Source organism: Rhizobium sp. CC1099, assembly GCF_029714385.1.
Lineage (GTDB): Bacteria > Pseudomonadota > Alphaproteobacteria > Rhizobiales > Rhizobiaceae > Rhizobium.
Genome location: NZ_CP121641.1, coordinates 3,157,255 through 3,176,926, shown reverse-complemented (window position 1 = coordinate 3,176,926; position 19,672 = coordinate 3,157,255). Strand labels below are relative to the sequence as shown.

Annotated in this window: 18 protein-coding genes; 7 read left to right on the top strand and 11 right to left on the bottom strand. The window is 60.0% G+C overall.

Features of this window, described 5'->3' with window-relative positions; all coding sequences use genetic code 11:
• The first annotated feature begins 165 nt into the window (after positions 1-165).
• The 4 genes from QA644_RS15975 (at position 166) to QA644_RS15960 (ending at position 5,020) form a co-directional block, all read left to right on the top strand.
• Entirely contained in the window at positions 166-966 is an 801-nt protein-coding gene (locus QA644_RS15975; RefSeq protein WP_022715806.1) for an inositol monophosphatase family protein, read from the top strand.
• Between the two features lie 114 nt (positions 967-1,080).
• Positions 1,081-2,175, top strand: coding sequence for a flagellar motor protein MotA (locus QA644_RS15970; RefSeq protein WP_074069625.1), 1,095 nt, complete (start codon positions 1,081-1,083; stop codon positions 2,173-2,175).
• A 3-nt stretch (positions 2,176-2,178) separates the two neighbouring features.
• Positions 2,179-3,210 carry a peptidoglycan -binding protein gene (locus tag QA644_RS15965; RefSeq protein WP_183926888.1) on the top strand — a complete coding sequence of 344 codons (1,032 nt, stop codon included), beginning with the start codon at positions 2,179-2,181 and terminating at the stop codon, positions 3,208-3,210.
• A gap of 172 nt (positions 3,211-3,382) precedes the next feature.
• A complete protein-coding gene (locus tag QA644_RS15960) occupies positions 3,383-5,020 on the top strand; it encodes an FAD-binding dehydrogenase (protein ID WP_283069489.1) in 1,638 nt (545 codons plus the stop codon).
• 30 nt (positions 5,021-5,050) lie between these two features.
• Here the strand turns inward: QA644_RS15960 and QA644_RS15955 are convergent, their stop codons facing one another.
• Positions 5,051-5,239, bottom strand: coding sequence for a YegP family protein (locus QA644_RS15955; protein WP_039846052.1), 189 nt, complete (start codon positions 5,237-5,239; stop codon positions 5,051-5,053).
• Between the two features lie 66 nt (positions 5,240-5,305).
• Positions 5,306-6,289 (bottom strand): tripartite tricarboxylate transporter substrate binding protein, encoded by a 984-nt coding sequence (locus QA644_RS15950; protein WP_283069486.1) that lies wholly within the window; start codon positions 6,287-6,289, stop codon positions 5,306-5,308.
• Between the two features lie 234 nt (positions 6,290-6,523).
• On the opposite strand from QA644_RS15950, the gene QA644_RS15945 reads away from it, so the two are divergent.
• Positions 6,524-7,741 carry an adenylate/guanylate cyclase domain-containing protein gene (locus QA644_RS15945; protein WP_283069485.1) on the top strand — a complete coding sequence of 406 codons (1,218 nt, stop codon included), beginning with the start codon at positions 6,524-6,526 and terminating at the stop codon, positions 7,739-7,741.
• A 3-nt stretch (positions 7,742-7,744) separates the two neighbouring features.
• Here the strand turns inward: QA644_RS15945 and QA644_RS15940 are convergent, their stop codons facing one another.
• Positions 7,745-9,547 carry an ABC transporter transmembrane domain-containing protein gene (locus tag QA644_RS15940; RefSeq protein ID WP_283069483.1) on the bottom strand — a complete coding sequence of 601 codons (1,803 nt, stop codon included), beginning with the start codon at positions 9,545-9,547 and terminating at the stop codon, positions 7,745-7,747.
• A gap of 192 nt (positions 9,548-9,739) precedes the next feature.
• Between QA644_RS15940 and rpmE the strand changes: the two genes are divergently transcribed.
• Positions 9,740-9,961 (top strand): 50S ribosomal protein L31, encoded by a 222-nt coding sequence (rpmE, locus tag QA644_RS15935; RefSeq protein WP_027508080.1) that lies wholly within the window; start codon positions 9,740-9,742, stop codon positions 9,959-9,961.
• Positions 9,962-10,588: 627 nt separating this feature from the next.
• Here the strand turns inward: rpmE and QA644_RS15930 are convergent.
• The 3 genes from QA644_RS15930 to QA644_RS15920 all read right to left on the bottom strand — a co-directional run bounded on the left by QA644_RS15930 (position 10,589) and on the right by QA644_RS15920 (position 12,961).
• The gene (locus QA644_RS15930) at positions 10,589-11,104 is read right to left on the bottom strand and encodes a DUF1465 family protein (RefSeq protein WP_022715797.1); all 516 of its coding nucleotides are present in this window, start codon (positions 11,102-11,104) and stop codon (positions 10,589-10,591) included.
• 366 nt (positions 11,105-11,470) lie between these two features.
• Positions 11,471-11,659 (bottom strand): DUF1192 domain-containing protein, encoded by a 189-nt coding sequence (locus tag QA644_RS15925; RefSeq protein ID WP_022715796.1) that lies wholly within the window; start codon positions 11,657-11,659, stop codon positions 11,471-11,473.
• 21 nt (positions 11,660-11,680) lie between these two features.
• Positions 11,681-12,961 carry an MFS transporter gene (locus tag QA644_RS15920; RefSeq protein WP_074069622.1) on the bottom strand — a complete coding sequence of 427 codons (1,281 nt, stop codon included), beginning with the start codon at positions 12,959-12,961 and terminating at the stop codon, positions 11,681-11,683.
• Positions 12,962-13,132: 171 nt separating this feature from the next.
• Between QA644_RS15920 and QA644_RS15915 the strand changes: the two genes are divergently transcribed.
• Positions 13,133-13,297, top strand: a complete 165-nt coding sequence (locus QA644_RS15915; protein WP_022715794.1) for a hypothetical protein — start codon at positions 13,133-13,135, stop codon at positions 13,295-13,297.
• On the opposite strand, the gene QA644_RS15910 is transcribed toward QA644_RS15915, so the two are convergent.
• The 5 genes from QA644_RS15910 to QA644_RS15890 all read right to left on the bottom strand — a co-directional run bounded on the left by QA644_RS15910 (position 13,294) and on the right by QA644_RS15890 (position 19,668).
• Positions 13,294-14,211, bottom strand: a complete 918-nt coding sequence (locus tag QA644_RS15910) for a PhzF family phenazine biosynthesis protein (RefSeq protein ID WP_283069479.1) — start codon at positions 14,209-14,211, stop codon at positions 13,294-13,296. The two genes, QA644_RS15915 and QA644_RS15910, sit on opposite strands and share 4 nt — an antisense overlap.
• Positions 14,212-14,483: 272 nt before the next feature.
• Positions 14,484-15,509, bottom strand: a complete 1,026-nt coding sequence (locus tag QA644_RS15905) for a class I fructose-bisphosphate aldolase (RefSeq protein ID WP_194728156.1) — start codon at positions 15,507-15,509, stop codon at positions 14,484-14,486.
• Positions 15,510-15,732: 223 nt separating this feature from the next.
• Positions 15,733-16,932, bottom strand: a complete 1,200-nt coding sequence (locus QA644_RS15900) for a phosphoglycerate kinase (RefSeq protein ID WP_074069619.1) — start codon at positions 16,930-16,932, stop codon at positions 15,733-15,735.
• Positions 16,933-17,003: 71 nt separating this feature from the next.
• Positions 17,004-18,866, bottom strand: a complete 1,863-nt coding sequence (locus QA644_RS15895) for a potassium/proton antiporter (RefSeq protein ID WP_283069476.1) — start codon at positions 18,864-18,866, stop codon at positions 17,004-17,006.
• A gap of 283 nt (positions 18,867-19,149) precedes the next feature.
• Complete coding sequence (locus QA644_RS15890) at positions 19,150-19,668, bottom strand: GNAT family N-acetyltransferase (RefSeq protein WP_283069475.1); 519 nt, start codon at positions 19,666-19,668, stop codon at positions 19,150-19,152.
• Between the last annotated feature and the right edge of the window lie 4 nt (positions 19,669-19,672).

The following is a 19,672-nucleotide window of genomic DNA, read 5'->3' as shown; positions in this document are numbered from 1 at the left end:
GGTGCCGGCGACCTCTTTCAGCGTCCGCAACGCTCCCCCTTGAAATTTGCCTGATTTTGTGGTCTTGAGGCCGCCATCTAATTAAGAGCGCTGCCCTTTCCGGCGATCAGGGACCTTTCCCGCCCTGACAGCGCACCCCGTACCAGTTCCAAGGAAAATGCCCCAATGGCCCGTTCTGCTCTTCTCAATGTCATGGTTCAGGCTGCCGTCAAGGCAGGAAAGTCGCTGGGGCGTGATTTCGGGGAAGTGCAGAACCTGCAGGTTTCGGTGAAGGGGCCCGGCGATTTCGTTTCCAATGCTGACCGGAAAGCCGAAAAGATCGTCAGGGACGAGCTCCTGAAGGCGCGCCCGACCTATGGGTTCCTTGGAGAGGAGAGCGAAGAGATCAAGGGAACGGACGGGGCGCACCGCTGGATCGTCGATCCGCTCGATGGCACGACCAACTTCCTGCACGGCATTCCGACGTTTGCCGTGTCGATCGCGCTTGAGCGCAATGGCGAAGTCGTTGCGGGCGTCGTCTTCAATCCGGCGATGGACGAGCTCTATACTGCCGAGCGCGGCGGCGGCGCCTTCTTGAACGACCGCCGGCTGCGCGTCGGTGCGCGCCGCGTTCTTTCGGATTCCGTCATCGGCTGCGGCGTGCCGCATCTCGGCCGCGGCAACCACGGCAAGTTCCTCGTCGAGCTTCGTCATGTGATGGGCGAAGTGGCCGGCATCCGCCGCATGGGCGCTGCCTCGCTCGATCTCGCTTATGTCGCGGCTGGCCGCTTCGACGGCTTTTGGGAAATGGGATTGTCGCCCTGGGACATGGCAGCCGGCATCCTGCTTATCCGCGAAGCTGGCGGCTATGCGACCGATTGGAACGGCGGCACGGATATCCTCGATGGCGGCGCGATCGTCGCCGGCAATGAATATATTCACAAGGCGCTGATCGAGACCATCAAGCGCCCCATACCTGCGAAGTGAGACACGTCGGAAACCGACTGTTGTAAAGACACGGTTTTCTCTGCCCGCGCACTTCAATTCGGCACAATGTTGATCTAGTCTTCGGCTGCAAGCAATCCGGAGGGCTGCGCCACCATGGAAAATGTGAATGCGGCGGAATTCGGCTCGACCGAAAAACCGAGCAGCAACTATGTCTATAAACTCTCCAGCCCGATGCCGTTCCTCTGGACGATGCTCCTGTTCCTGGTCATCGTCGGCTTCATCGCCGCCATCCTTTTCCGGCAGACGCAGACAGCGTTCATGCACAATCCGGGCCTCAACGGCCTCATCGTCGGCGTGCTCGCGGTCGGCATCATCCTGGTCTTCAGCCATGTGCTGGCGCTTCGTCCGGAAGTGCGCTGGTTCAATTCCTTTCGCGCAGCCGGCAGTGCGGACAAGGTAAACCGCAATCCGAGACTGCTTGCCCCCATGCGGGCGCTGATCGGTAACCGTAAGTCAACGGCGACGCTTTCGACCACCGCGCTACGCTCTATTCTGGATTCGATCGCCACCCGCCTCGATGAATCGCGTGATACGTCGCGTTACCTCATCGGCCTTCTCGTCTTCCTCGGTCTTCTCGGTACCTTCTGGGGTCTCATCGGCACGATCGGCTCGATCAGCGGCGTCATTCAGTCGCTGGATGCAGGCTCGAACGGCACCGGCGACGTGCTGACCACGCTCAAGGAAGGTCTGTCCTTGCCGCTTTCCGGTATGGGCCAAGCCTTCTCGTCTTCGCTGCTCGGCCTTTCCGGGTCGCTCATTCTCGGCTTCCTCGATCTTCAGGCCGGTCGGGCGCAGACTCGCTTCTACACGGAACTCGAAAACTGGCTTTCCTCGGTGACCGATGTCGGGTCGGATATTGCCGTTCCGGCGCTCGACTCCGGTACGTCTTCCGAGGACCTTCGCGCGATGTCGGACTATCTGAAGAAGGTTGCCGAAGAAGGCGGAGCCGGCAGCCAGCGCTCGGTTGCCGCGATGGCAAGCCTTGCCGAAGGCATTCAGGGTCTCGTCAAGAACATGCGCAACGAACAGCAGATGCTGCGCGACTGGATCGAAGCGCAGCAGGACGAGGCAAAGGCCATGCGCCGCACGCTGGACCGACTGGCCGAACGCATCGGCGCGCAGGAAAAGCAGAGTGGCGCCGAGAGAAGCCACCGCGTCAGCCAGATCGAAAAGAGCGAGGGCAAGTAAGCCATGGCGCTCGCCCGAAACCGCCGCCGCCACGGCGAAATGAACTACTGGCCGGGTTTCGTCGACGCACTGTCGACGCTGCTGATCGCCATCATGTTCCTGCTGACGGTTTTCGTCGTCGGCCAGTTCATTCTAAGCCGCGAGATTTCCGGTCGCGACGAAGTGCTGACCCGCCTCAACAGCCAGATCAACGAACTGACGCAGCTGCTCGCGCTTGAGAAGGGCAGCAAGCAGGATCTTGAGGATTCCGTTGCCAATCTGCAGGCATCTCTCGCGACCGCTGAAGGTGACCGCTCGCGGCTGCAGGCATTGCTCGATGCCGGTTCCGGCGGAAAGGATGCGGCACAACAGCGCATCGGCGGCCTGACAAAAGAACTCGACGAACAGAAGCAGTTAAGCGACCGGGCGCTCAGCCAGGTCGAAATTCTCAACCAGCAGATTGCGGCCCTGCGCAGCCAGATCGCAGCCGTCGAGGCGGCGCTTCAGGCATCGGAGCAGAAGGACCAGAGTTCGCAGGCGAAGATCGCCGATCTGGGCCGGCGGCTGAATGTTGCGCTGGCGCAGCGGGTTCAGGAACTCAATCGCTACCGCTCCGACTTCTTCGGGCGCCTGCGCGAGATCCTGTCCGACCGCGAAAACATCCGCATCGTCGGCGACCGTTTCGTCTTCCAGTCAGAGGTTCTGTTCCCTTCCGGCAGTTCCGATCTCAATCCTGAAGGCACGACGGAGATGACGAAACTTGCCACTGCGCTGCTTGATCTTTCCAGGGAAATCCCGCCGGAAATCAACTGGGTGCTCCGGGTCGACGGCCATACCGACAATGTGGCGCTTTCCGGGGCCGGCCGCTTTCGCGACAACTGGGAGCTTTCCTCGGCGCGTGCCATCTCCGTCGTCAAATACCTGATTTCGCAGGGCGTGCCTTCCGACCGGCTCGTTGCGGCAGGTTTTGGCGAATTCCAGCCGATCGCGCCCGGCGATACGCCAGAAGCCCGCGCCACCAACCGCCGCATCGAGCTCAAGCTGACCGAGAAATAGTTGGTGATAGGCACACCTGCCCTTTCCAGCCGCAAGGGACGGGCGGCCCCACCAAAGGTTCTGCCACCCATTCGAAATCATCGATGAAAAATTCGCGATGGGAAGTCCTGCGGTTGCATTGACGTTTACGTGTGCGTAATTTCATGCCGATGGATGCGGGGAGGCGTTCGGGATGGAATATGACGTGCTGGTCGTTGGTGCGGGTCTTGCCGGGCTTGTTGCTGCGGCGGAAGCGGCAGATGGGGGACGCAAGGTCTGCATTCTCGACCAGGAGGGCGAACAGAGCCTCGGCGGGCAGGCCTTCTGGTCGCTGGGCGGCCTTTTTTTCGTTGACAGTCCCGAGCAGCGCCGCCTGGGCATTCGCGACAGCCTCGATCTTGCCAGACAGGATTGGGCGGGTTCGGCAGGCTTCGACCGGCCCGAGGATTACTGGCCGCGGCTTTGGGCGGACGCCTATCTCGATTTTGCGGCGGGCGAGAAACGCTCCTTTCTGCATCAACAGGGCATGCGCTGGTTTCCGGTCGTCGGTTGGGCGGAGCGCGGCGGCGGCATGGCGCATGGTCACGGCAATTCCGTGCCGCGCTTTCATCTGACCTGGGGCACGGGGCCTGCCGTGCTTACGCCATTTGTCCGGCGCGTTCGGGAGGCAGAGGCGAGAGGGCGCGTCACATTTGCCTTCCGCCACTGCGTGGACGAGCTCATGGTCGAAAATGGCGCCGTCTGCGGCGTCCAGGGGACGATCCTCGAGCCCGATGCTGCGCCGCGTGGCAAGGCAACGGTTCGCAGGGCTGCCGGAACATTCGAATTCCGTGCGGGCGCCGTCATCATCACTTCCGGCGGCATCGGCGGCGACCACGATCTCGTGCGCCGGAACTGGCCGGTAGAGCGTCTTGGTCCTCCGCCTGCGTCGATGGTTGCGGGCGTTCCCGCTTATGTCGACGGCCGCATGTTGGCGATCGGCGAGCGTACCGGCGCGAGCATCATCAACAGCGACCGCATGTGGCACTATACGGAAGGCGTGAGGAACTGGGATCCGATCTGGGCGAACCACGGCATCCGCATCCTTCCCGGTCCGTCGTCCTTCTGGTGCGATGCCGACGGCAACCGTTTTGCTCCGCCGGCGATGCCGGGCTTTGACACGCTTGCCACCTTGAAGGTGATCCGCGCCAGCGGGCATGATTATAGCTGGTTCATTCTCACCAAGGCGATCATCAAGAAAGAGTTCGCGCTTTCGGGTTCGGAGCAGAACCCCGACATCACCGGTAGGGATATTCAGTTGCTTTTGAAACGGCTCGGCAAGAACCCGCCCGGGCCGGTGCAAGCCTTCATGGAGAAGGGCGAAGATTTCATCGTCCGCAAGACGCTCGAAGAACTGGTCGAAGGCATGAATGCGCTGACCGGAGAAAACCGGCTCGACATTGCGCATCTGCGAGGGCAGATCGAGGCGCGCGACCGGGAAATCGACAATGCCTATTCCAAGGATGCACAGGTAACTGCCATTCGCGGCGCCCGAAATTACATTGGCGACAAGCTGTTGCGGACGGCAAAGCCGCACCGGCTACTGGATACCAAGGCAGGGCCGTTGATCGCCGTGCGGCTGCATATCCTGTCGCGAAAGTCGCTGGGCGGTCTGCAGACGGATCTTTCGGCGCGGGTGATCAGTATAAATGGTGATGCGGTGGCGGGTCTCTATGCCGCCGGCGAGGTCGCCGGTTTCGGCGGAGGCGGCATGCACGGCTACAAAGCGCTTGAAGGAACTTTTCTCGGCGGTTGCATCTTTTCGGGCCGGGTGGCGGGAAGAGCCGTATGAGGCGGCGCCTTTCGAGCGCCGCCAGTCTCGTTAAGCCGTTGCCTTGGTCTGGTCGTCGACCGTTGCGTCGGGCGCGTTCTTCTTGATGGATTCAATGGCGCTCAGCGCGGATGCCTTGGCCTTGTAGCCCTCCGAGTTGAACATGGATTCGCCGTTCGAAGCCTTGAAGCGGAAACGGAATTCGCCAGCCTTATCCTTGTACACTTCAAACTTATACATCGATTTTCTCCCAATTATCAGGAAGTTGTCTCGGTAACGGGAGACAATCTAGTGCAAAAGTTGAGTCTATTCCATCTGGATATTCGCACCCTTGACGATGGGTCCCCACTTGGCCAGTTCGGCCTTCACATGTGCGCCAAGTTCCTCCGGCGTGGAGCCGACGATCGTGGCGCTGAAGTCTTTCATGCGTTCGGCAACGGCCGGGTCCTTCAGAGCCTTGTTGGCGGACGCGTTGAGCTTTGCCACAACATCCGCGGGCGTATTCGCCGGCGCGAAGAGCGCGTTCCAGGTATAGGTCTCGTAACCCGGAACGCCGGACTCAGCGATGGTCGGAATATCCGGGAAGGATGGAGCACGTTTCGCCGTAGTGACCGCCAGCGCCCGCAGCTTGCCGGATTTGATGTGGCTGGACGACGACGGCAGGTTATCGAACATGATCGATACCTGATTGCCCAGCAGATCGGTCAGCGCCGGGCCTGCACCCTTATAGGGGATGTGCTGCATCTTGACGCCGGCCATCGAATTGAACAATTCGCCGGAAAGATGAAGCGGCGTGCCGTTGCCGGAGGAAGCATAGCTCCATTTGTCCGGCTCGGCCTTCAGCATCGCGATCAGTTCCTGGACGTTCTTTGCAGGCAGCTCCGGATTGACGATGAGCACGTTGGGCACGATGACGAGCAGTGAAACCGGCGCGAAATCCTTTTCCGGATCGTAAGGCGTGGATTTAAGGATCAGCGGGTTCAGCGCGTGCGTCGCGACCGTTCCCATCAAGATGGTGTAGCCGTCCGGTTCTGCACGAGCCACGTTGCCCGCACCGAGATTGCCGCCCGCACCGGCGACGTTCTGGACGATCACCTGCTGACCAAGGTCTTCCGACATCTTCTCGGCGATGATGCGCGCCACGACATCGGTCGACCCGCCGGCGGCAAAGGGAACGACGAGCGTAACCGCGCGCTCCGGAAACCCTTCGGCATGCGCGGCTCCGGCGCTCAAGGCCGCAAGCAAGCCGAGGCCGAGTGCCATGCGGCGGGTCATATTGAAAAGTGCCATTCGATTCTCCTCCCGGAATTCAGCGATGATGTCGCCCGACTGCATCAAATCGGGCAAAAGGAGGGTAGGGCGGAGGCGGATAAAAGCAACCGAAGCCGCCGCATGGAATTGCAACTTTAGTCGCTGAGGTAAACTATCCGACTATTGATATTACAATCCGTCCTCCGATAACCATCTATGCGAAAGACGCAATCGAATGTGTACGCTTGGCGGGACGAGATCGTGGAGTTTGACATGCAGCCGGTATCCAATCCATTTCCGGCAGTTGAGAACGAGGAGGACGGTCTTTGGCCGGTGCGCCGGCACAAGATCCTCGACTGGCTGATTAATGAAACGCGCAACCAGCGGTTCATCGACAATATCTTAGTGGAGATGTGCGAGCGGCTGCAAGCTTCGGGCATTCCCGTCGCCCGCGCGACGATGCATTTCCGGACGCTGCATCCTCAATGGCTCGGCGCGCGCATCCTCTGGCGTCCCGGCTTGCAGGAAGCAAAGATCACCACCTTCGGCTACGGCGTCGAGACAACGTCGCAATTCCTGAACAGCCCGATCAACGAGATCTTCAGCGGCGGTAGGGAAGTGCGGCAGGGTCTCGAAGGCGAAGTTGCTTCCTATCCGCTCTATGGCGAGTTGCAGGGTGAGGGGCTGACGGACTATGTGGCCTGGCCGATGGAGCACACGCTCGGAAAACGGCACGTGATTACCTTCTCAAGCGACACGCCAGGCGGCTTTAAGGAAGACCATCTGATTTTCCTCAAGGATCTTTTACCGGCGCTCACGCTTGTCACCGAAATCCGGATCAAGAACATTCTTGCCCGCACGCTGCTGCAGACCTATGTCGGGCCGCATGCCAGCGAGCAGATTCTTGCAGGCGCCACGACCCGCGGCAGCGGCGCAACGGTCGGCGCAGCGATCCTCATCTGCGACTTGCGCGACTTCACGACGATCTCCGACTTATGGCCGCGCGACGATGTCATCGAACTGCTCAACGCCTATTTTGATGCCATGTCGGAGCCAATCGAAAAGCACGGCGGCGAAATCCTGAAATTCATGGGCGACGGCTTGCTCGCCATATTTCCGCTGACCAATCCGGATGCCTGCATCAATCTTCTCCGGGCGATCAAGGAAGCGCAAGCGGCAATGACCGAGCTCAATCTCTTCAACGCGGAAAGGGGACATGTGGAGCTGCGCTATGGCGTCGGCGTGCATGTGGGGGATGTCATGTACGGCAATATCGGCTCGCGCAAGCGGCTCGATTTCACCGTCATCGGCCCGGCCGTCAACATTGCATCGCGGCTGGAGAGCCTGACCAAGGAAATTAAGCGTCCTGTGCTGCTGTCGAAAGCCTTCGTCGAAATGGCAGGGTGCGAAAGCGACCTGGAAAGCCTCGGATCCCACCCGCTGCGCGGCTTGGATGAGCCTGTGGATGTCTACGCGTTTCCTCAGGAGTAGCGTCTATTTGGCGGTAGTCAGGAACTCTTCTGCACCTGCATCGAACTGCAGCTTCGCCAGCTTGGCATAGATGCCGCCGTGGCGGATCAGGCTCTGATGCGTGCCTTCCTCGACGATGTGGCCCTGATCCATGACGAGGATGCGGTTGGCCTTCAAAACGGTCGCAAGGCGATGGGCGATGACGAGCGTCGTGCGGCCGTGCATGAGACCGTCGAGGGCCTTCTGCACCAGCGTTTCACTCTCGGCGTCAAGGGCTGACGTCGCTTCATCGAGCAGGAGGATCGGGGCGTTCTTCAGGATCGCGCGGGCGATGGCGATACGCTGGCGCTGGCCGCCGGAAAGGGTAATACCGCGCTCGCCGACCTCGGTGTCGTAGCCCTTGTCCAGCCTCGCGATGAATTCATCGGCCTGGGCGGCAATCGCTGCGGCGCGTACGTCCTCGCGCGTCGCGCCGGGGCGGCTGAAGGCGATGTTGTCGTGGATTGAAGCGGCAAAGATGGTGACGTCCTGCGGCACGATCGCCATGCGTTCGCGCAGATCGCCGGGCGTTACTTCGCGCGCATCGATGCCATCGATCCCGACGCTGCCCTGCTGCGGATCGTAGAAGCGGAGCAGCACAGAGAAGACGGTGCTCTTGCCGGCGCCTGATGGGCCGACAATGGCGACGGTCTCGCCCGGCGTCACATTGAAGCTCAGGCCATGCAGCGCCGATTTGCCGGGGCGTGACGGATAGGCGAAGTGCACGTTCGAGAATTCGACGCGTCCTAGGGCCGGAACGGGCAGGGTCTCGGGCTTTTCCGGTGCTGCGATCGTCGAGACTTCGTCCAGCAGCTCGGTCAGCCGGTCGGCGGCGCCTGCCGCTTGCGAGAGTTCTCCCCAGACTTCCGACAAGGCGCCGAGAGAGCCGGCGGCGATGACCGAATAGAGCAGGAACTGCCCGAGCGTGCCGGCGGACAGCGTTCCCGTCAGCACATTGTGCGCGCCAACCCAAAGGACAGCAACGACGCTGCTGAAGATCAGGGTGATCGCAATGCCTGTCAAAAGCGCGCGCGAGCGGACGGCGGAGCGTGCTGCCTCATAGGCGGATTCGACGGCAGCGCCGTAGCGGCTTGCGGCCGCATCCTCGCCGTTGAAGGCCTGGACGGTGCGCGTGGCAGCAATCGTCTCGGTGGCAAAGGCGGAAGCTTGGGCGAGCGTATCCTGCGCGGCACGGGAGCGCTTGCGCACGGAGCGCCCGAAGCCGACGAGCGGGAAGACGATCAGCGGGATTGCGCCGAGCACAAGACTTGAAAGCTTCGGCGAGGTCACGATCATCATGCCCATGGCACCGAGACAGAGGATCAGATTGCGAAGCGCCACCGAGGCGGTGGCGCCGACAGCCGATTTGATCTGCGTGGTATCGGCCGTCAGGCGTGACACAATCTCGCCGGACTGGTTGACATCGAAGAAGGAGGGAGAAAGCCGTGTGACATGCGCAAAGACATCCCGGCGCAGGTCCGAGACGATGCGTTCGCCGAGCGTGATGACGAAATAGTAGCGAAAAGCGCTTGCGGCCGCGAGTATTACGGAGATGACCAACAACATGGCAAAGTAGCTGTTGATGAAGGTGCCGTCAGCTTGCGTGAAGCCATGATCGATCATGCGGCGCACGGCAAGCGGAAGTGTGAGCGATGTCACGGCGGCAACGACAAGCGAAACCAGCGCGCCTGCGACGATGCCGCGGTAACGCTTCACATAGGGTGCCAGCCTTCCGAGCGGCTTCAAGGAACGCGACTTCTTTTCCGCGGTCTGCACTGCGTTTGCCAAATCATCTCCAATCGCCCCAATACCGCTGATCAGCGGTTTGTAGGCCCTTGTTATCCGGGCGGCCTTCATGTATAGGCACCGCATCCGAATGGGAAGCCGTAGCCTTAGCGACTGCGGCTTCATTTATTCAATCGGTTCTCTTGCCGCAATGACTTGCGTCAAATTGGACCCTGGCATCGCAGGAAGATTGTTATGAAGGCTGATATCCATCCCGACTACCACGTCATCAAGGTGGTGATGACCGATGGCACCGAATACGAAACCCGCTCGACCTGGGGTTCGGAAGGCGCTGTCATGAACCTCGAAATCGATTCCAAGTCCCATCCGGCCTGGACCGGCGGCAACCAGCAGCTCATGGACCGCGGCGGCCGCGTGTCCAAGTTCAACAAGCGCTTCGGCGGCCTCGGCCTCTAATCGCTTCTGCGGTACGGAATTTGAAAAGAGCCCGGGTTTCCGGGCTTTTTTATTGCTTGAACCTGAATGAGTGCCGGGGCATGCAAGCTGCAGTTCACGATCCTCGATGAGATACAGCGGCAACCAATCGCCGCGCGACGGATAATCCGAGTACTCTGCACGTAGTGGCTGTTCATTGATCATGAAAAGCAGGCATCCTTTAGCTTGCGGATATCTTGCAGCACTTTTCCATGCGCTGGACGTCCCGTTTGAACTTTCCGGATTGAACAGGCGTCAGCACAGATCAGCGGCCAAGATCGTCGAAGAGGGCGTCGGCATTTTCGAACCGCTTGCCTTGGCCATCTTCCGGTTCCTTCATTGCTTTTTCCGTGGAACGCTTCGGCACACTTCAAATGGCAGGCGATGCTCGTTGGCACCGCATCACCAGAAGACGGATTGCGTCGGAAACGGAAACCCCATCGCTTCGAGGTCGGCAGTCGCCTTCTCTATTGTTTCTGTATCTATATTCTCGCGCGCACCACGGCATGTGCGGACATCGCCTTCCTCCTGGATGTAGCGATAAGCAGTATGCAACAAAAAACCGGCCGCGTATCACGCAGCCGGTCCATCTTTAGCCTATGCAAGCTCTCAGTTGTTGCCGAAAGCCGTTTGCAGAAGGCTCAGTTGTGCCTGGACGCTGTTCTGATTGTCCGGAACGATCGGCGCTTCATTCGGGCGATAGATTTCACGGTCGAGAAGGGCAACGCGGTTCTGGAGGCGCAGCGAGCGTTCGACGAGATCGCGGAAGGCTTCCGGCAAATCGCCCCAGCCCGGAGCATTGCGGTCCACGTTGAACCCGTCGAGGCGGACCTTATTCTTTTCAGCGAGAACCTGGTCTCGCGACATCTCGCCGTTATTAACGGCACGCTGCAGGAGCAGCCAGGACGCCATCTGCATCAGGCGGGTCGTGAGGCGCATCGATTCGGCAGCGTAGAGAACAGAAGCCATGCGGGGCAGAACCTTGGATGCGGCGCGGCCATTGCCATCCAAATAGGCGGCAGTTTCCTCGACCAGCGACATGCCTTCCGCGTACAGTGTCTTGAACTGCGAGGATGCGGCAACGCGGCCCGCAAAACTGATGGTGTTCAAACCGAGTTCCGACATTCAAATGGTTCCTGTTGCACGCGTCTACATATGTTCAGGTAACGCCAGCCTGAAACAAAAGTTTCAGAGGCCTGTCTTTATGTCTTTAGGATGGTATCTTTAGCCCAAATGCGCAAGGCGTTTCTTAAGAAAAGGTTAACTTCCACAGTTTCGTGGGAAATCGGCGCCGGCGCAAAAAGAAGAGCCGCAAAAGCGGCTCTCAAGGTAAAACAGGGAGAAAAATCAGACCAATTCGCCGCATGGAAAACTGTCTGAGATCCAGACGAAATCTGGATAAGAACAGTAATATCTCATAAAGCTTAATATTCTATTAACATTGTTTCGTATTAAGACTTGCGGCAGCGGTTATTCGCCTTTGATCGAACGCTAGGAGCGAAAAAGGCTTTCGGCTGCGGCGCGGCCCGAAGCCTTCCTCGTGACTTCGGCCTCTATGCGGGTAATCTCCGCCTTCAGCTGTTCGACACGCTCCTTCAGCTCGTCCACGGAAAGCATGGAGAGATCGGATCCGATTTCGTAAGCCGCCTTCTTAGGCAGGTCATCGTCAATGAAGCTCATGAGCAATCCTCCGTCCGGTTCTCAACCGTATTTTACAGCAGGATCGTCGCTTTCGGGAGGCTTGTTCGACATGGGCTCGACAAGCGACATGCTTTCGGGCGTCAGCATCTGCGAGGTGCCGGTCGGCATCGTCGTGTAAGTGTCGCGTTCGCTTGCCGGCACTGCGGCGCGAATGCGGCTGCGGATGATTGCGTAAGCGGTGATGAAGACATGCGACAGCGCCGTGACGAGGAAGAGTGCGTGCGGACTTGTCATCGCCATCACAGGGCCGCCGATCGTTGGTCCGATCACCGTCCCGATACCATAGAGCAGCAAGAGCCCGCCGGAAACCTTCACGAAATCCTCGGCGGAGGCGAAGTCGTTCGCATGCGCTACGGCGATCGGATAGAGCGTGTTGGCAACTGCGCCGTAGAGGATGACAAGGCCGATCAGAAGCGCGGGCGAAGAGGGATGCAACACCACGATCAGAAGGCCCGCGACCGCGGCAATCGCCGACATGACTGCCAGAACATACCGGCGGTCGACGCGATCGGAAAGGCGGCCGGCTGGAAGCTGCATCAGCGCACCGGCGAAAATGGTGGCGCTCATCATGATTGCGATGCTGGCATCGGAAAGTCCCGCACCTGCCCCGAAAACCGCGCCGAGCGTGCCGTAGGCACCGTTGGCGATGCCGACCATCAGGATGCCGAGGCAGGAGACAGGCGAGTTGCGGTAGAGCGCAGGCAGGTCGAGCTTCACGGCCTTCAGCGGCTGCGGCGAGGCTGCGGTCGAGAGCGTCGTGGGCAGCATGGCGATGCAGTAGAAGATGCCGCAGACCATGAAGAGCAACGGCGTTCGCACGTCTTCGAGCGGGATCATCATCTGGCCGCCGACGACGCCGAGAAGGGTGATGCCGATATAGAGCGAGAAGATTGCACCGCGGCTTTCGTTCGTGGCGCGCTCGTTCAGCCAGCTTTCGATGATCATCGAGGTGCCGGCGGTCGAAAAGCCGGTGACGGCGCGCAGCGCGATCCACCAGATCGGATCGATGATGATGCCGCTCACAAGGGCGATGATGGCGATGATCGAGATGAAGCCGGAGAAGGCGCGCACATGTCCGACGCGCCGCACCAGTTTGGGGGCGACGAGGCAGCCGACGACAAAGCCCGCCGCCCAGGACGTGCCGAGCAGGCCGAGCGTGGTCGTGGCATAACCTTCGAGGTTGCCGCGGACGGGTAGCAGGATGCCCTGCAGGCCATTGCCCATGAAGAGGAAAAGCGTTCCGAAAAGCAGCGCGGCGACGGACAGCAGATTTCTTCTCATTTCCAAATTCTCGGCAAGTTCGATTTAATAAGTCATAAGACAAGACGCTGCCCGCCCTGTCCCAATGGTGTTGATTATGGTTCGGAATGCCGTTACGGCATGAAGAAGTGCTGTGTTCGCGCGGAATAATGTCCGTCCTGTGACATTCTGAAATATTGGAAAAATAATGCCATGACAAAGCTTCTGGCGCTGTTGCTCGTCCTTGCCATGGTTATACAGATCATCAAGCCGCTGGGGTTGCCCGGTTTGCGGCAACGGATGGACTTCTGGAAGATTGCGCTGATTGCGTTTGCCGTTTGGGCGGTCGCGCTTCTTGGCCGCGACCTGATCGCCTAGACGATGATCTCACCGCGCATGACCGGCACGCAACTGCCGGAAATCGCGACGTCCGTCACGACGCCATCCTTCTTGACGACATCGACTTCGATGATGCTGCGCCGGCCCATCTCGACACCTTGCTCGATCGTCACACGCCGGGTCACGGTTTGCTCCGGTGCGAGTGAGACGAGATGGGCGGAGAGTGCCGCCGAAGCGCTGCCTGTCGCCGGATCCTCGGGAACGTTGTCTAGTGGCGCGAACATGCGGGCGCGGATCGTCCAAGGCTCGTCCGGCGAACGGACATAGACGAAGAGCGAGAAATCGTGATTGCTTTCAGCGTTCGGGCCGGCAGCCTCTTGGAAATGCGTGAGATTCGGTCGGGCGGCGCCAAGCGATGCCAGACCGTCGAGTTCGGCAACCGCAAAGGTAAGGCCGACGGAGACGAAAACCGGCTGGTGGGTCGATTTGACGATTGCGCTGCGGTCGATGCCGATGCAGCGCGCAATGGTTTCTTCGCAGACGGCAGCCCCGATATCCAGAGGCCGAGGTGCACGGATCGTTGCAGCAGTTACCCGACCTTCAATACGCCGAAGCGCCACTTCAACCAGACCGGCCTTTTCTTCGAAACGCAGCGTGTCGCCGATCGGCCTGCCGAAGATCTCCTGCTGCTGGCCGAGAACATAAGCTGTACCGACATTCGGATGACCTGCGAAAGGCACCTCCATCGTCGGCGTGAAGATTCGGACATTCGCCGTGTTGGCGGGATCCTTGGGCGGCAGGACGAAGGTGATTTCGGAATATTTGAATTCCGCTGCGATCTTCTGCATCGTCTTGGAGCTGAGCTGCTTCGCGCCGGTGACGACCGCGAGCGGATTGCCTTCAAAACGGTTAGAAGTGAAAACGTCGACGGTCGTATAAGAAAGGACAGTCATTGCGGCTCCGATATTTTGGAAGCCGCAACAATGAGTCACGTCCTTCGATCGCGAAAGCGCAATCTTGTCGCCGTGACAATGCAAGAATTGAGCTTGGCGAGCTTGCGCTGCCCTCCTGCATTCCTGTGCTTGTCACAGGAATGAAACCACGCAGCGTCCGCGCCGTGAATGGTTCTCTTCATCATTCATTTCGAGTCATCGTCCATGGACATGGCGCGGCTGGACCCCGTGACAAGCTCACGGGGCCGCGTCGCAAAGGCGCTAATTGGCGGCTACGCCGCCTTTTCGAGTTCCTGTTTCCAGCTGCCCTTGGCCGCAAGGCTGTTCATTTCGGCGCGGTGGCTGAAGGCGCGCTGGCCGGCGGCGACGTTTTCCTGTTTTCCGCCCCACGCCTTCAGGGCCGTATCCTGCAGCGCGCGGCCATAGGAGAAGGTGACCTTCCAAGGCAATTCGAATCCGGAATTGATCGCCGAGAGGTGAGCTGTCGCCTCTTCGGTGGATTGACCGCCGGAAAGGAAGGCAATTCCGGGAACGGCGGACGGAACAGTGCGCTTCAAAACCTGGACAGTGCGTTCGGCGACTTCCGCGACGGATGCCTTGCGGGCGTTCTTGCCGTCAATGACCATGTTTGGCTTCAGGATCATGCCTTCCAGGCTGACGCGTGCATCGGCAAGTTCTTCAAAGACGGTGCGCAGCGTCCATTCGGTGACTTCGGCGCAGCGGTCGATATTGTGGTCGCCCGGCTTGCCGTCCATCAGGCATTCCGGCTCGACGATCGGCACGATACCGGCTTGCTGGCAGAGCACGGCGTAGCGGGCGAGCGCATGAGCGTTCGCTTTCATCGAACCCCAGGTCGGCAGCGAGGAGGAGATGGCGATCACGCCGCGCCACTTGGCGAAGCGGGCTCCGGCTTCATAATATTTGGCAAGGCGGTCGGCGAGGCCGTCGAGGCCTTCGGTGATCGTTTCGCCCGGATACTTCGCCATCGGCTTGGCGCCGGTATCGACCTTGATGCCGGGAATGCTGTCTGCAGCCTTGATGATGTCGACGAAGGGCGTGCCGTCGGCCGCCTTCTGATAAAGCGTCTCTTCATAGAGGATCACGCCCGAGATATACTTCTTCATAGCCTCTTCGGAGCGGAAGAGCATTTCGCGATAATCGCGGCGGCTCGTTTCAGTGGATTCCAGGCCGATCGTATCGAACCGCTTTCCAATCGTACCGGTCGATTCATCGGCGGCAAGCAGCCCCCGGCCACCCGCTACCATCTTTGCTGCAATGTCTTCCAGGCGTTCGCTCATTTTTACTCTCTCCACGACAAGAAAATCGGCAACCATGCATATAGGTCGGCGATAACAGAAGTTTATAGGCAGGAGAATGGAGCGCTAAGTCATTGAAACGATTGAAATCATTTCAATCGTTTGAAACTTTGAGATTTTTTTCGCGGCCTGAGCAAAAGACCGCCGAATCCTAAACGCTTCCGCGGTCTATCCACATGTAAAGATTGCCAAATCAGCCGGGCGGTTACTTGCCGGAAAGAACGGCAACGCCCGGTAGGACCTTGCCTTCCATCCATTCGAGGAAGGCGCCGCCTGCGGTCGAAACATAGCTGAAGTCATCAGCAGCACCGGCATGGTTCAGTGCCGAAACGGTATCGCCGCCGCCTGCGACGGAGGTGAGCTTGCCAGCCTTGGTGCGTTCGGCAGCGTATTTGGCCGCTGCGACCGTCGCCTTATCGAAAGGCTCGATTTCGAAGGCGCCGAGCGGCCCGTTCCAGACCAGCGTCTGGGCGCGCTCGATCCAGGCCTTGACCACCTCGACCGACTTCGGACCGACGTCGAGGACCATAGCATCTTCGGGAATGGCGTTGATGTCGACGGTCTGGTTGGCGGCACCTGCCTTGAACTCGCGTGCGACAACGCCGTCTTCCGGCAGAATGATCGCGCAGCCGGCTGTCGCGGCTTCGATCATGATCTGCTTTGCGGTTTCGCCAAGGTCATGCTCGCAGAGCGACTTGCCGACATTGGTGCCGCGGGCGGCGAGGAAGGTATTGGCCATGCCGCCGCCGATCACCAGGGCATCGACCTTCTTCACGAGGTTCATGAGCAGATCGATCTTGGTGGAAACCTTGGCGCCGCCGACGATGGCAACGACCGGGCGGGCCGGACTGCCGAGGCCTTTTTCGAGCGCTTCGAGCTCCTGCTGCATGGTGCGGCCGGCATAGGCAGGAATGAGGTGGGCAAGGCCCTCGGTGGACGCATGGGCGCGATGCGCGGCGGAGAAAGCGTCGTTCACATAGATGTCGCCATTGGCAGCGAGCGCTTTGGTGAACTCCGCGTCGTTCTTTTCCTCACCTTTGTGGAAGCGGGTGTTTTCGAGAAGCAGGATATCGCCATCCTTCATTCCGGCGACGGCCGAAGCAGCGGCTTCGCCGATCGAGTCCGATGCCGTGGCAACCGGCTTGCCGAGCACCTTTGAAACGTCCGGCGCGATCAGCGAGAGCGAGAGGTCCGGCGAGGGGCCCTCTTTCGGGCGGCCGAAATGCGCAAGCAGAACAACCTTGGCCCCCTTCTTCGACAGTTCGAGGATCGTCGGCGCAACGCGTTCAATGCGCGTCGTGTCGGTCACCTTGCCGTCTTTCACGGGCACGTTGAGGTCGACGCGGACGAGAACACGCTTTCCGGCGATGCCGCTGAGGTCGTCGAGAGTCTTGAAAGCTGGCATGGGACTATCCGTTCGTTATTTGCCTTGGAAGGTGGCCGACCATAGCAAGGATGCCTCAAGACGCAAGGCGTTCAACCGTGGTTTTCACGCGCGTTTTCGTCACGGTCCGGCACGCCCTTGGCCGTTGCGGCTTCAGGGTTTTTGCGACCCTTGAGGCGGTCGCGGATACGCTGGACGATGTCATGCAGATTGATGAAGATCGGCAGCGTGATGGCAGGCTCGACAGCCTCGAGCGACATGCCGACCGAGGTGATATGGGCCTGGTCGTCGAGGTCGCGGACGATCAGGATGATCGAGCCGAGACGGACGCGATCTGCATAGTCCGCCTTGCCGCCAAGGCGCTGCTTCATCAGTTCGGCGATCGTCAGCCCCTTCTCGGATTCATTCAGCAGGCCCGGGCCGTAGGCGGCATCGAGATCGGCTGCGGGGCGGGCAGGGGAGAGCGCGAAGGCACCAAAGAACTCAGCATCGTCCGCATCCACCGGCGCGCGACTGGCGAAAAGCCGGTCAAGCAGACGCGAGTGGCTCGGCACGATGAACAGATAGACGAGATCGTTCTCGCGCAGCCGCCCGGCATATTGATAACGCATCGACTTGCCGTCGCGAATGACGAGCGAAGGCGTTGCCCAGCGCGGGATGCGCTCGCCGCGAAGGATCGGGCTGTCCTTGATGACGCGATAGGAAAGTAGCTCGTGGTTTGCCGCACCCGGCAGGTCGACCTCGACCTTGTCGACGGCACCCATGCGCGGGGGAATGATGAGGCCGAGCTTCTTGGCCACCGGCTTGATCGTCCAGCCCTGAATCAGCAGCGAGACCAGCACGATGATGAAGGCGGTGTTGAAATAGATCTGCCCGTTCGGCAGCCCGCCGAGGATCGGCATGATCGCGAGCAGGATCGAAACTGCGCCGCGAAGCCCGACCCAGGCGACGAAGCCGATCTCCTGCTGCGTATAGTCGAAAGGCAGGAGCGAAAGCCAGATGGCGAGCGGACGGGCAACGAAGATCAGGAACAGCGCCAGTGCAACCGCTGGGAGGATGATCGCCGGAAACTGCGAGGGCGTCGCGAGCAGGCCGAGCACGAGGAACATGATGATCTGCGCGAGCCAGGTCATGCCGTCTTGAAAACGTTTGATCGATCCCAGCGCCGGAAGCTTGCGGTTTCCGGCATAGATGCCGGCGACATAGACGGCCAGGAAACCGCTGCCGCCGACGGCGCCTGCGAAGGAAAACACCAGCATGGCAAGGCCGAGCACGAAGATCGGCGTGAGGCCGCGGTCAGTGTCCAGACGGCCGACGACCTGCGCGATCATCATGCCGCCGAGCAGCCCGAGGATGACGCCAAGGCCCATTTCCTGAATGAACACCGCGAGCATGCCGATATCGATGCCGGCATAGCCTTCGCCGCTGGCAAGCAGTTCGACGAGGGCGATGGTGAGGAAGATCGCCATCGGATCATTCGTGCCGGATTCCACTTCGAGCGTCGAGCGCACCTTGTCGCGGATGTTGATGCCACCGATGCGCAGCAGGAAGAAGACGGCGGCCGCATCCGTGGAGGCGACGATCGAGCCGAGCAGCAGGCCTTCGAGCCAGGTGAAGTTCAGCAGCCACATGGCGACAACGGCAAAGAGGCCGGCGGTCATCAGCACGCCAACGGAGGCAAGCGTCAGCGAAGGTATAGCCGCGAGCTTGAAGGCTTGAATCGGCGTGCCGAAGCCGGAATCGAAGAGAATGATGGCAAGTGCGATCGAGCCGAGGATATAGGCGAGGTAATTGTTGCTGAACTCGATGCCGAGCCCGTCTACACCGGCAATCAGGCCGATTGCCAGGAAAAGCAAAAGCAGGGGAGCGCCAAAGCGGAAGGCGAGCAGGCTTGAGAAGGCCGCAAGAAGCACAAGCGCCGTCGATACCAGTACGACGATGTAGAATGCTTCCACGTCCAACCCCTTTCATTGCCCGCCGCAACCCGCCCCGGCATGCCGCTATTTCCGCCCTCCACGCTTCATTCCGCCTGCATCAGTAAACGGCAAAACAGATCGGAAGGGTAGGCCTTGTGGCTTAACCTCGCTTGCCTGCGGCTTCATGCTGCTGAACGGCGCGCCGGACGGCTGGCCGGTGGGGATGCTACGGGAGAGATTCTCTATGAAGAACTTATAGGTAAATCAGGCAAGAGCAGGGCAAGGAGAAGAGGACTGCAATTTTTTGTTTTTCGAAAGGTCGTTAGACGCCGCTCAAATTTTTCTTCACCGCGAAGCACTTCTGGATTCTATCCACGAGCGTGCCATCCCGGAGCGGCATCTTGTCAATCGTCCTATATGTCCGGAAGCCCATCTTCTCATAGTAAGCGAGTCCGCCAGTGTTATCGGCGCGGATGGTTGCATTGATGAACGCGACGCCGCGCTCTTCGGCGGCGGACAAGGTCGCGGCGAAGAGCTTGGTACCGACGCCGGGTATCTTCGGGCTCAGGCGAGCAAAGGTTCCGATGTCGGCCCACCCTTTCGGTAGGTTTTCGTAAAGGCTCAGGAACTGAAATCCTGCAATGCCAGGCCCGGCCCGTGCGACGTGGCATGTCAGTGCGGACTTGCCAGTGATGAACCAGTCGGTCAGCTCCTTTACTGAGAGTGGCTCCTCAAGAGCAGTGGTGCCGCCAACTTCGATTATCTCGTTGAGGAGCACACAGAGCTCCTCTGCGTCGTCTGCGCTTGCCTTTCGAATATCGAGATATTCCACGATCTTCATCCTC